The organism is Xylanibacillus composti, assembly GCF_018403685.1.
Taxonomy (GTDB): Bacteria; Bacillota; Bacilli; order Paenibacillales; family K13; genus Xylanibacillus; species Xylanibacillus composti.
This window is the reverse complement of record NZ_BOVK01000043.1, coordinates 68,626-81,741: the sequence shown is the minus strand read 5'-3', so window position 1 is coordinate 81,741 and position 13,116 is coordinate 68,626. Positions and strand designations below refer to the sequence as shown.

The 13,116-nt window shown below is 50.9% G+C and carries 10 protein-coding genes; 4 read left to right on the top strand and 6 right to left on the bottom strand.

Going from position 1 to position 13,116, the window contains the following annotated elements; translation table 11 throughout:
• Positions 1-597: 597 nt before the first annotated feature.
• The 4 genes from XYCOK13_RS15485 (at position 598) to XYCOK13_RS15470 (ending at position 4,688) form a co-directional block, all read left to right on the top strand.
• Positions 598-1,398, top strand: a complete 801-nt coding sequence (locus XYCOK13_RS15485; RefSeq protein WP_213413089.1) for an SDR family NAD(P)-dependent oxidoreductase — start codon at positions 598-600, stop codon at positions 1,396-1,398.
• Complete coding sequence (locus XYCOK13_RS15480) at positions 1,395-2,174, top strand: SDR family NAD(P)-dependent oxidoreductase (RefSeq protein WP_213413087.1); 780 nt, start codon at positions 1,395-1,397, stop codon at positions 2,172-2,174. Before XYCOK13_RS15485 ends, XYCOK13_RS15480 begins: the two co-directional genes overlap by 4 nt.
• 37 nt (positions 2,175-2,211) lie before the next feature.
• Positions 2,212-3,603 carry a mandelate racemase/muconate lactonizing enzyme family protein gene (locus XYCOK13_RS15475; RefSeq protein WP_213413086.1) on the top strand — a complete coding sequence of 464 codons (1,392 nt, stop codon included), beginning with the start codon at positions 2,212-2,214 and terminating at the stop codon, positions 3,601-3,603.
• Between the two features lie 179 nt (positions 3,604-3,782).
• Positions 3,783-4,688 (top strand): RraA family protein, encoded by a 906-nt coding sequence (locus XYCOK13_RS15470; protein WP_213413084.1) that lies wholly within the window; start codon positions 3,783-3,785, stop codon positions 4,686-4,688.
• A gap of 317 nt (positions 4,689-5,005) precedes the next feature.
• On the opposite strand, the gene XYCOK13_RS15465 is transcribed toward XYCOK13_RS15470, so the two are convergent.
• The 6 genes from XYCOK13_RS15465 to XYCOK13_RS15440 all read right to left on the bottom strand — a co-directional run bounded on the left by XYCOK13_RS15465 (position 5,006) and on the right by XYCOK13_RS15440 (position 13,011).
• A complete protein-coding gene (locus XYCOK13_RS15465) occupies positions 5,006-6,556 on the bottom strand; it encodes a response regulator (RefSeq protein ID WP_213413083.1) in 1,551 nt (516 codons plus the stop codon).
• Positions 6,553-8,307 (bottom strand): cache domain-containing sensor histidine kinase, encoded by a 1,755-nt coding sequence (locus XYCOK13_RS15460; RefSeq protein ID WP_244865190.1) that lies wholly within the window; start codon positions 8,305-8,307, stop codon positions 6,553-6,555. The genes XYCOK13_RS15465 and XYCOK13_RS15460 overlap by 4 nt, the downstream gene beginning before the upstream one ends.
• A 64-nt stretch (positions 8,308-8,371) precedes the next feature.
• Positions 8,372-9,688: an extracellular solute-binding protein gene (locus XYCOK13_RS15455; RefSeq protein WP_213413082.1), complete on the bottom strand. Its 1,317-nt coding sequence runs from the start codon at positions 9,686-9,688 to the stop codon at positions 8,372-8,374.
• 196 nt (positions 9,689-9,884) lie between these two features.
• Positions 9,885-11,207 carry an extracellular solute-binding protein gene (locus XYCOK13_RS15450; protein ID WP_213413081.1) on the bottom strand — a complete coding sequence of 441 codons (1,323 nt, stop codon included), beginning with the start codon at positions 11,205-11,207 and terminating at the stop codon, positions 9,885-9,887.
• Positions 11,208-11,238: 31 nt separating this feature from the next.
• Positions 11,239-12,069, bottom strand: a complete 831-nt coding sequence (locus tag XYCOK13_RS15445) for a carbohydrate ABC transporter permease (RefSeq protein WP_213413080.1) — start codon at positions 12,067-12,069, stop codon at positions 11,239-11,241.
• Complete coding sequence (locus XYCOK13_RS15440; protein ID WP_213413079.1) at positions 12,070-13,011, bottom strand: carbohydrate ABC transporter permease; 942 nt, start codon at positions 13,009-13,011, stop codon at positions 12,070-12,072.
• Positions 13,012-13,116 lie beyond the last annotated feature (105 nt).

Sequence of the window (13,116 nt, the reverse complement as noted above, 5' to 3'; positions counted from 1 at the left end):
CATTGATGCAAGGCTAGTGCAGTAGATTCCTCTATTCCGCTCCCCTCCCTTTTTACATCCATATAAGAACCATATTTCCCGCTATCTCATAACTGCTGAGGGAGCAACCAAAACCTGATATTCTTCCTTGCTGAGAGGTCAGCTGAAATCCTCGCGCTTCCTCCATGCAGAAGTCCATCGGAATCCTCGCGCTTCCTCCATGCAAAAGTCCACCAGCATCCTCGGGCTTCCTCCCCGCTTAGGATGGAGTTGGATTATTGCAAGCTCTCCAAGCTACCCGATTCGCCAATAGCCACACGTTGAGATCATCAGTCGGTAAGCAACCTCATTGTTGGATTATTTTTACCCGCAACCCATTCTTTCCCGCACTGCAGCAACGATTGGAATCGCTTTCTGCGCCTTGCCAAGCCAGATTGGGCGAGTTTGAAAAAAAACAAACAAAATCATAATTTTATAGCATCGCATAGCAGGACGCATAATTTGTAAGATTAAATTGTGTAGGAATCATACCCAAGGACAGCGATGGCGTTCATTCATGACTTATCATGACATGAAAACGGATACGAGTAACGCCCGAGGGAGTTATGGAGGGGATCTATGAACATACACAACAAAACCGTTTTTGTAACGGATGCGGACAGCCGGTCAGGCCAAGCGATCGTCCAGTACCTTGCGGACGCCGGGGCGCGCTTCGTCTTGAACAGTATCTCAGACGGCAAAAACATCCAACCCATCTTGGACCATGTTAAGCAGAAAGGTTCCGAGGCGGTAGTCATCAACGTGGACCTGTGCCGACGCTCGGCAGTTGCGGAAGCGCTGCAACAATCCTCAGCCCAAGTTGGAACGGTAGATGTGCTCGTGCACAACAACGATCTGATGAAGCCGGCCAGCGTAGAAAGCTGCGATGAGGCCACCTTCCTCGAGGTGTTGAACCACAATGCCAAATCGGCATTGGTGTGCACGCAAGCTGCAGGGGAGATTATGGCTGCCAAAAAATCCGGCAAGATCATCTATGTCAGCTCCATACACGCCGAGAAGCCTACCGGTTCTTCGTTTGCCTACAGCGCATCCAAGGGCGCGGTCAAGATGCTTTCCCACGAAGCTGCATTGACGCTTGGTCGAGAGGGTATCCAGGTCAATACGATTGAACTGGGCCCGGTTGAAGGAGACGATGAGCGCTTTGCGAGCGACGTCTCCCACCTGTACGAAGATTACCAGTACAAAGTGCCCAGTACCGTATTGGGAACCTTCGAGGATCTGGCCAACCTGGTGCTCTTCCTTGCCAGCGATGCATCGCGTTATCTGAATGGAGCGGACATCCGTATGGATGGCGGTTTCCTGATGCATTACCTGGACGTGAAGATGAATAAGCCATGGCCCGAAGGAGGTGCAACATGAATCTTTCAGGCAAAGTAGCGCTCGTAACCGGCGCAGGCACCGGCATTGGCAAAGGCGTTGCCATCGGTCTTGCCAAACACGGCGCGAAGGTCGCTGTGCATTACAACCGGAGCGACGCAGGCGCCAAGGATACATTGGAGCAAATTCAGGCGTTCGGCGGCGACGCGATCATTGTTCAGGCGAATGTGCAAAATAATGACGAGATCGTGCGCATGGTCAAGCAAGTGGTCGATCATTACGGTCGCATCGATGTGCTGGTGAACAATGCTGCATTGCAGCTGAACTACCGTTTCTTCGAGCATGATGAATCGACTTTTGATCGAATGATGTACACCAACCTTAAAGGTTACTGGCAGTGTATCCAAGCTGTCGTTCCTTATATGAAAAAACAGCAATCCGGACGCATTATGCTGATGTCCTCGATTCATGGCAAGCGCCCCGGGGATTTCGACGTCGTGTATTCCATGACCAAGGGCGGCATTCGCATGCTTGGGCGGGAAGCGGCGATCGAACTCGGGAAATACGGCATCACTGTCAATACGCTTGAACCGGGAGCCGTTGATGTCGGCAAGCAAAGCGTCCGCGAATCAAAGCCATTCCTGGATGAAGCGGAACAAAAGCGGCGCAAGCCTGGCGAATTCATGAAGAAGTTCCCTATGGGACGTGTAGGAAAGCCTGCAGACGTAGCAGCATTGGCTTGCTTTATCGCCTCAGACGAATCCGAATTCATCACGGGCTCGGCGATTCGCTTGGACGGCGCAAGCGTCCATTTGTAAGAGAAGATTGTCCATCTACTAGAAGGAGTGAAAGACATTGTCTAAACAAGAAACCTACGAAAGCACACTCGCACATGTCAACACGCATTCCAATCCATCTGAGCTGAAAATCACGGATATTCGTTTTGCGGATATTTCCGGCGCTCCTATGCACTGCAGCTTGATCAAAGTCTACACGAACCAAGGCCTAGTTGGCTTCGGTGAAGTGCGCGACGGCGCCGACAAAGTATATGCTCAAATGCTGAAGCCTCGCTTGCTTGGCGAAAACCCTTGCAACATCGACAAGCTGTTCCGCCGCATCAAGCAATTCGGTGGACATGCCCGTCAAGGCGGCGGCGTTAGCGGTATCGAAATCGCCCTGTGGGATCTCGCCGGAAAAGCATATGGCGTGCCGATCTATCAAATGCTCGGCGGCAAATTCCGCGATAAGATCCGCATGTACTGTGATACAGACGTTGACGGCAAGGATACAGGCAAAGCTATGGGCGAAGCGCTCAAGAAGCGTATGGAGCAAGGCTTTACCTTCTTGAAGATGGACCTGGGCATCAGCCAAATCATCGACGAGCCAGGTACACTGAGCGCACCGCTTGGCTTCCTGGAAGAGATGAAAAGCACTTCCAAGGCATATTGGGAAGCTCGCAAGAGCGGCAACGTATCCAAGGAAGAGCTGCGCTACCTGCGCAACCGTCATTACGATGTGTTCAATATTGCCCATCCATTCACTGGTATCCATGTAACGGAAAAAGGATTGGATATGCTCGAGCAGTACGTGGCAGACGTTCGTTCCGTCATCGGTTACGAAGTGCCGCTCTGTATCGACCACTTCGGTCATATCGGGGTTGAGGACTGCATCAAGCTCGGACGCCGCATCGACAAGTACAACCTGGCATGGATGGAAGACATGATTCCTTGGCAGCTGACTGATCAGTATGTCCGCCTGACCAACTCCGTCTCTACGCCGGTATGTACAGGCGAAGACATTTACTTGAAAGAAAACTTCAAGCCGCTTCTGGAAGCTGGCGGCGTATCGATCATTCATCCGGACGTCCTGACTACAGGCGGTATTCTGGAAACGAAGAAAATCGGCGACATGGCTCAGGAATATGGCGTAGCTATGGCCATCCATATGGCGGAAAGCCCGATCGCTTGTCTCGCTGCCGTTCACGCTGCAGCCGCTACGGAGAACTTCCTGGCGCTTGAGTTCCACTCTGTCGAAGTTCCTTGGTGGGATGACATCATCAAGGCTCCGAAGCTGCCGAAGCCGCTTCTGCAAAATGGCTTCATTCAAGTCGTCGACGCGCCAGGACTGGGCATCGAGGAATTGAACGACGAAGTTATCGCCGAGCATCTGCATCCGCAAGTTCCGGGTCTGTGGGAGTCTACAGACGAGTGGAACGACTTTGTCGGCAACGACCGTCTGTGGAGCTAAGAGGACCCACGAAAGTGAAGTAAAGCTTCGAGGAAAATTCCGATTACTTTCGCGGGGGCCCGGCAACATTCCCACGAAAGTGAGGAACTGGATTCGAACCTTGTCATACAATCCCGCGACGGAAGCGGCCCCATGCCCCTTCCCGATCGCGGGACAATTCGAAGAGAGAGGTGCTACGATTGAAATTTGATAACAAAGAAGATATCATCCAGCTGACACCATTGTGGAAAGGCGAGCGGTTTGAGAACGGCCGCCCGAAAGTGCCGGCAGACATCCTGGAGCGCATGCGCAAAATCACGCTGGAGGAAGCTTGGGGCCCGCTTTGGCAAAACGGCTATCAATTCCAATTTGAAGGCGACTTCAAAATTATCCATCCCGAAAAAACTATGGTCGGCCGCGCTGTTACAGCGATCATGGTTCCGAAGCGTCCAGACCTGCACGAAACGCTGCTCAACTACGGACATCAGGAAGAAGGCCGCAGCGGCTTCTTCAACCAATGGGTAATCGACCAATTGGAAGAAGACGATGTAGTTGTTGTTGACATGTTTGACAAAATCTTCAAGGGCACTTACATTGGCGGCAACCTGGGCACAGCGATCTCGACCCGTACGAAGCGCGGCGGCGCTGTCATCTGGGGCGGCATCCGCGATAACCAGCAAGTCGTCGAAATCGACAACATCAACGTTTACTATCGCGGCAGCGACCCAACTGCTATCGAAGACGTAACGATGACAGGCATGAACGTGCCTACGCGCATCGGCAAAGCGATCTGCTTGCCTGGCGACGTCGTATTGGGCACACCTGCAGGCGTTATCTTCATTCCGCCGCATCTGGCAGAGGAAGTAGTCGTACGTGCGGAGAAGTCTCAAGTTCGCGACGTATTCGGTTTCGTTCGCCTGAGAGAAGGCGCGTATACGACTGCACAGATCGACTCCACTTGGTCTGTAGCGATGTGGGAAGACTTCATCAATTGGTTCAACACGGACGAAGCAGCTACCGAATATCGTCACCTGAAGTGGGACGAAGAATTGGAAGAAGCGAAGAAGCAAAACCTCAACGGTCCTTCCAGCGACGTACGTCTGTAAGCAATTCGACTTTTTGAATGGGTCCCGCCCATTCATTGCATGTGTGCTTCCCCTGTTCGTACAGGAAGGCAATCTTGGTTTCAAATCTTGGTTTCAACCAGTGGCATGGTTACTTGCGGCTGATCCACGGCAGATATTCTGCTTGGGGATCAGCCTCTTTTTTTTTCTACTTGGCTCCCTCGGTCCGGCAATCGGTAAACCGCGCACGGCAAAAAAAAAAAGGAAATCTCGTCTCCGTCCGTCGCACTAGCACGAAAAGCTGCGAAAGCGGATAAAACGAAATTCCCTTATACCCGGTGGAACAAAACCCGCCCCTTTTATGAATGGGCTTCCCGATATTGGCTGGGCGTCATCCCCGTGTGCTTTTTGAACATTTGACCAAAGTATTTGACATCCTCATAGCCGACCATAGCCGCGACCTCGCTGATTTTGACCGGAGAATGGGACAAGATGTCCATCGCCCGCTGCATCTTTTTCTTCGTTACATAATCGACGAACTTCATACCGGTTTCCTTCTTGAACAAGTCGCTCAGATGATTCGGATGCAGGTGTACATGCTGCGCCACCTGCTGCAGGCCCAGATCATGGCCAATCCGTTCCTCAATATAAGTAATCGCCTTGTGGATGTGGGTGTTTCCGCCTTCCGCCAGCTTATGATGATAAAGCTTCATCACGTGATACAAGTGTTGGAACAAACCGTCCACCGGAAGACGTTCAAGATCGCTGTCGAACGGCTCGGGCTTCTCCCCCGGGTTGCGCTCCTTTCCAATGGCAGCCAACACACGGTCCAGCCAGCGATGCGCAGCGATCGCAACAGACTGGACGGCTGCCTGAAGGGATTGCGGGGTCACCTCGGGATCCGCCAGCAAGTCCTCGACATAACGATGCACCCACGACTTCAGCACCATCGGATCATTGTCCAGCAATATCGTGGAAAGCTCCTTCTCCTCCTCTGTGGTACATACCATTTTCCCGCCGACTCGGCCTGCTATGTCTGCATACTCCCACTGTCTGCTGCGCATAAGACGTCGGAATCCATACGCTTCGCTTGCCGTTTCGTAAGAGTCATACAACTCCATTGCATCTTCCACAGGCTTCCCTGCGACCGCTACGATTTCACACTTTAGCAGCTGCTCGATCTTCTCATAAACGGAACGTTGAATCTGCTTGTCAAAGCCGGAGATGCCGGTTCGGATCACAACAATGACACGTTCCTGCCGAATAAAGCTGACACAAGGCAGCAGGTCCCGAATGGCGTTGTCAACGGCAAAGGTCAGTAGAGCGCTGTCAGAGCGGGCTTCTCCCCAACCTCCGGCAGCCAGAATAATCACCTGCCAGCTGCTGTTTTCCCCGACCCGACCCGCATCCAGCTCGCGCAAGCTTTCCGGCGGCGTCAGCAGCGCTGCAGCTTTCCCTTCCTGCGTTACCCATTGCTCCAGCAGACGCTGATGCTCTTGCAGTTGCTTTTGGCGATCCAGTGTGTGCAGCTCTAGCCGCTCTTCAACCCGCTGCTTTGCCTTGAGTACCGCTTTTATAATTTCCTCAGGCCGGCTGGTTTTGAGCAAGTAGTCGCTGACTCCGTTGCGTATAGCCTGCTGCGCGTAGGAAAAATCATCGTAGCCGGACAAGATGATAATTTCCATCTTCGGATACGTCTTCTTAATCTCTGCTGCCAGCTCCAACCCGGTCATGCCATTCATCCGAATATCCGTAAGCAGGATGTCCGGCTGCTCGTTTGGCAGCCTCGCCAGCACTTCTTCTGCTGACTCAGCGGGCGTCAGCAGGTCCAGACCCAGCTCCCGCCACTTGATAACCTTTGCCAGACCGGTCCGAATGATGACTTCATCATCTGCAATTAATATTTTCATCTGGACCCCTCCTTGAGCGGAATCGAGAAAGATATGCGCGTGCCCGCCCCCGTTTTGCTCTCGATCGACAATCTCGATCCCGGTCCATAGTGCAGGCGCAGACGTTCATTGACATTGCGCAGTCCATAGCTTCCTTCCGCATCCTCAGTTGTAATCGGCTTGCTAATACTGTGGCGAATCGCAGCCAGTCGTTCCTCACTCATGCCGACACCGTCGTCCATGACTGTGAAATACATCCACTCGTCCTTCTTCTCCGCATACACGCCAATCAGACCCTTCCCTTCCTTCTTCTGAATGCCATGAATCATGGAATTCTCCAGGAGAGGCTGGAGCAGCAGCTTCAGCATCTTCATATTGCGCAATGCCGGGTCCATGGACATCTCCAATTCAAATTTGTCCGGATAACGAATCGATTGAATTTGCATATAGTTTTGGATGTGCGCAAACTCCTGGTAGACGGAGCAGAAATCACTGCCTTTATTCAAGCTGAACTGTAAAAAATCGCTCAGCGATCCGACCATATCCGCAATTTGCTTCTCATCCTTCATCAGCGCCATCCAGTGAATCGAGGACAAGGTATTATAGAGGAAATGCGGGTTAATCTGCGCTTGCAGCGCCCGCATGTCAGCTTCCTTCTTGCGCGTCTGCTCCAGAATCAACTGCTCTTTCAATTCCCGAATATAACGGCCGAGCTTATTATAGACCTCTCCCAATCGTCCGATCTCGTCTTTCGTAGATGACTTGTAAATCGGCATAGGTCCCTCCGGATTTACCTTCGTAAACAAGCGAGCCAGCACTTGCAGCGGATTGGTTACCCGGTGAATCATGTACAGCACCAGACCAATGTTGATTAATATCGTAATAACGACCGCAACAGCGGTCAACTGCAAGATAAACCCGTTCTGCGAGGTATACAATTCGTAAGGAATCGTCCCGACCAAAGTCCAGCCTTTGATGGAACTGCGAAGATAAAGGACGGTCTCCTTGCTGTCGTTAGACTCGTAGGTAAAATACCCCTCCTTGCTGCTGATCCGGTTAGAAATCCCCGGGTACAGATTCTCAATCGGCTCGCTGAGCCAATCCTTGTTCGTGGAGGACAGCACCATTCCTTCCTCGTTCAGCAGCGCCACATTGCCTTGATTATCGCCAAATCCCGGCTCTGTCCAGTTCTGGGACACCACGCTCTCATCGAAGCTGATCGCCAGCCAGCCCAATTCCTCGAAGGAATAAATGCTTCTAACCGGACGCACGAATGAAAACACATTATGCAGACCTGTATAATCGCGAATGGTGTATACGTTGGACCAGGTCTTTTCATCCAAATGCTCGAAATCGATTTGCTCCATCAGCGCTCTTTCATAAACTTTCGTTTGCGACAAAAACGCATTGGAATTAAAGATATGAATCGTAATATTCGAAACATAATCCTTGGAGACGACGAGGCTGTCAATCAGGTTCAAAATTTTGCGATGCAGCAGCTCATTGCGTTCCGGATTGCGCAGGAAGTATTGAATATCCTCCTGGCCGATGAGAAATATAGACGTGTTCTCAATGTCATTGACCATGAATTTCAAGTTGGCATCCATCTTCGCCAAGGCATCCCGTCCGGATTGAATCAGCTTCTCCTCCGTAATTTGGGAGGAGATATAGTAAGTAAATCCACCGAGCGAAAGCAGTGGAAGCAGCGTGGAAAGCAGCATGATCACGGATAGCTTTCGCTGCAATGACGATTGTATCCATTTTCTAAACAAAGCCTCATCTCCCCGTCTGCTTGCGCGAGCCCTCCATTTGTGAATGCAGGCTTCGCGCAGGCGTCTATTTCATGCTGACCGCTTCCGCATGAGCCTGCTGAATCTTCAGGGCTATCTCTTCAGGCTCGGCGCCTGATAACAGCTCCTGCAGCCCATTGTTGAGCGCTGCCGCCGCTGCGCCGCTGAGTCTGGAGTCATAAACCGGATGAATATCGAGCTGCTTGACCAGTTGATAAAGCTCAACGAATAGCGGATGTGCTTTGCTTTCATCCAGTGCAAGGTTATAGCTGACCAACGTGTTGCTATCCAGTGTCGCCTGCTGGCCCTCCGGTCCCGCCAATAAATAGTACAACTCCAGCGCCGCCGCCAGCTGTTCCCCCGACAATTTGCGATTGACACCCAAGCCTGTCCCAACAATGCCGGACGTAGACTTGGGATTGCCAAGTCCGCCTTCAATCGGCGGCATAATCGTGACATGGATGTTTTCCAGCATATTCTTAGGCGCGTGCTCCACAAGGTAGGACACGGCCCAGCCGCCATTGAAGAACATCGCGGCCTCTCCGTTAAGGAAAAGATCGGCCATTTGAGTCTCATTCAAGCTGTAATACGTATCCTGGAAGGGCTCTTTCGCATGAAAGTCCTGCAGGAAACGAAGCGCCTTCACAAAGATCGGATCGGTAAATGCTGCACCATCCTGTGCTACGGCCTTCTCAAACCATTCCGTCCCGGTTATGCGGTTGGCGAGCGTGCTGAATATGGTTGACTGCACGACCCAGGGCGCCGTATTGCCAAGCGCTATCGGAATCACCCCATGCTCATTAAAGGTCTCCACAGCCGCCTCCAGCTCCTCCCAAGTGGAGGGTACCGCTACCTCATAATCATCAAAGATGGCTTGATTGTAGTAGAGGAACGAGCTGGGAGCCAAATTCATCGGCACCGCATAAATATGCCCATCGATCGTAAAGCTATCCAGCGCCCCTGGCAAAAAGCCGTCCTTCCAATCCGGTCGGAACTCAAGGATCGAATCAATCGGTTGAATCAAGCCCGCAAGCTCCAGTTCCTTCGTCATGACCCCAGGCCACATCACAAAAAGATCCGGCAGCTCGTCGGCAGCGGCTGCAGTCCTGAGGCTGGTCTTATAATTATCTGTAAGCAAGCCTACATCCACAAGCTCCACATTCGGATGCTGCGCATGATATTTCCGAAGCAGCGCTTGCATGGCCGCCGCTTTTCCGTCTTGCCCCGTCCAATTGTGCCAGATCGTCAAAGTTAGATTTTCTTTCTCTCGTGCAGCGATCTGATCTCCCCCTTGTCGATCACTGCAAGCTGCGCCAAGCAGGATTACGAGGAATGAAAGCATAGCTTGTTTCCAGATCCGCATGATCCCCCTCCATTTCACTATACTCTCTATATTATAGGAAAACCGCCTTAAGCAGAAGTAGCGCGTATCAAGGATTGTCCATGAATTTTTTACACGAAACCCTGCAATCATACGGATTTTTCCCTCCATCATAGGAGGACATGAAGAAGCCGCCTGTCGGAACAGGCGGCTTCTTCCTTTATGCGAGCCTTAACTCTTATTGTTTGGCTGCATTTTGCTCAGCGATCCGCTCGCCGAGTTCGTTCATCTTTTCGTATGCTTGCTCAATGGTTGTTTGACCAAACATAACGCCTTCAATTGTAGACTTGTAAGTGTCCACCCACTCTGTGTATCCGGCTGCAATTGCGAAGAATGGCAATGCAGTTGGTACAGAGATGTCATAAATCTTCTTGCCAAGTCTGTCAGCGTCAGTCATGCTCGGCTCAAGTATCTCGTAAATTTCCGGAGAAATCGGAATACCGCGTGTCATGCCAAGTGCTTGGCCTGCTTCTTGGTCCGTAATGAACCATTTCACGAATTTCTTCGCTTCTTCCAAGTTTGGCGAATCTGCACTGATGCTCAGGAAGATCGTCGATTGCGCCCAACCGCCGCCAGCTTCGCCGACAGGGATGTTGATAACGTCTACTTGCCCAGGCATCATTTGCTCGAGCGCGTTAACGGAGCCAGTAGTTGCGCCGCGTGTCATAACTGTACCGGAAGCCATAGGGTCGGCTGTCGGATCATTCTCCAGGAAGGACAGCGTCTTCTCAGGTGGAGGAATGATGCCTTCCGCTCTCAAATCAGCATGAGTTTGGTGCCATTGCACGAACAAGTCCTTGTCCAGGTTAAATTCCAGGCCGTCCGGGCTGAACAGCGGCGCTCCGCCGTTTCCAGTTTGGTACCAGTTGTACCAATCCCAGTTTTGGGTAGGATCGCCGATAGCGAATTTACCATCAGGAAGCTTTGCCTTGGCTTGACGGCCCCACTCAAAGTACTCGTCCCAAGACCAGCCAACTTGTGGCGTGTCAATGCCATACTCTTCCAATGCAGCTTTGTTGAAAGCCATACCTTGAGAGTTTTGGCTCAGCGGGATACCATACAGCTTGCCGTTGATTTTCAAGTTCTCGATAACGGCATCGTCTACAATACCGGACAGATCGATGTCCGACAGATCTGCCAGCGTACCGCGTGCTACATAGTCATTAATATAAGCAGCGTCCATTTGCAGCACGTCAGTCATGGACTTCGATGCAGCGAGTGTAGGAAGCTTCTGCCAATAACCGTCCCAAGACAGTTGTTCGGTTTCGAAGAATACGCCTGTTTGCTCTTCATAGATGTCGATTGCTGCAAGTGTAGCCTGATGTCTTTCTTCAGGCCCCCACCACATGAAAGTAAGCTCTACATCACCGCCGGCATCTCCGGAACCGCCAGATCCGCCAGAACCGCCAGATCCGGAGCCGCTGTTGCTGCTGCAAGCTCCAAGCACGAGCATGAAAGCAAGCATCAACAACGCCAAGCTTTTCGACCAAGTCTTTTTCATTCTTTGTTTTCCCCTTTCTCTTTTTCGTTTATTAGCCTTTTAGGCCAGTTGTTGCAATCCCCTCGACAAAATGTTTCTGTGCGAGGAAAAATATAATCGTGGAAGGTACGATAGACAGCAAGGACATAGCGAGCAATTGTCCCCATTGAATATCGAACTGGTCAATGAACATTCGCAAGGCCAAGCCGACCGTGAAGTTATCAACCGAGCTCAGGTACAGCACCTGGGCGAAGAAATCGTCCCAGCTCCAGATGAAGGTAAAGATCGCGACCGTAACCAAAGCCGGCTTGATCAGCGGCAGGATAACCCTGTAGTAAATGCCGAATATGGAAGCGCCGTCGATTTTTGCCGCCTCATCCAGATCTCGCGGAATCCCGCGAATAAATTGTACCACTAAGAAGATGAAGAATGCACTCCCCCCGATGAAATGCGGAAGGATCAAAGGTACATAGCTGTCTACGAAACCGAAAGTGTTATAAAGGATGTACTGCGGTACAATGGTTACTTGCATCGGCAGCATCATCGTGAGAAGCAGGATGCCAAACAGGATGTTCTGGAACTTGAACTTCACTCTGGCGAAGCCGAAGGCTACCAGGGAAGAACAGATAATTCCGCCTATGACGTTAAAGAACTCCATGATCAGGTTGTTTTTGAAAAAGTGAGCAAACGTATATTTTCTGGAGAATTGCCAGCCTTCCGTATAGTTGGACCACATTGGCTCCGAAGGCCAAATGGTCGGCAAGCTCATCTCCGGCACCGTCTTCAGCGATGCACCGATCCACCAGAAGACCGGATACAGCATAATGAAAGAGAAAAGTATCATAAACGCATGATTAGCAATTCTGGGGAATAAGTATTTCATTTATTTTCTCCCCCCTGACTCGTAGAATACCCAGTAGCGTGATGCTAGGAAGTTGATAGCAGTTAGGATAGCGACGATGACCAGCAATATCCAGGCAAGCGCTGAAGCGTAACCCATCTGGAAATGTCGGAATGCCTTCTCGTACAAGAAGTAAGCATACACGTAAGTCGAGTTTACCGGTCCGCCCTGTGTAATAACGAAAACAGCGGTAAACATTTGGAACGATTGAATCGTTTGAAGCACCAAGTTGAAGAACATAACCGGCGACAGCATTGGGATCGTGATGCTGAAAAACTTTCTAATCTTGCCAGCACCGTCAACCGACGCCGCTTCGTACATTTCTTGCGGAATCTGCTTGAGGCCTGCCAAGAAAATAACCATCGTGGAACCAAACTGCCACGTATCCAGCAAAATCAACGTTCCAAGCGCTGTATCGGGATGGGATATCCAGCCCATGCCCTGAACGCCGAACCAGCTAAGCACGCCGTTGATGTAGCCATCGACACCGAACATGTTTCTCCACAGAACAGAAACTGCGACGCTCGTGCCGATAATCGACGGGAAGTAGATCATGGTACGGTATGCGTTCAAGCCACGCATCGAACGGTTGAGCAGCATCGCCACGCCCAGCGAGAAAGCAAGCTTCAAGGGTACAGCGATGAAAACAAATGTGAAGGTAACTTTCAACGATTTGATAAATGTATCGTCCGATGTGAAAATCCGTTTGTAATTCTCCGTTCCGACCCAATTCGGATCAGCGATAAGCGGATAATCGGTTAAGGACAAATAGAATGATTGTGTAATAGGCCAAAGCGTCAACAAGAGAAAGCCTATCAGCCACGGCGAGATAAATAAATATCCGGCCAGGTTATTTTCGTCTGATTTCTTTTTTCTGCGAAAAAAACCTCGACTCGACGGCTTGGACGTCGTTAATTCAGCCATATTCCTACCCCCTTGATGTATGGTTTTCTCTAACTCGTGTACTTAATAATAAACGCAAACGCTTACATAAGACAGGTGAAAAAATCAATATAGAGGGGGGAAAAA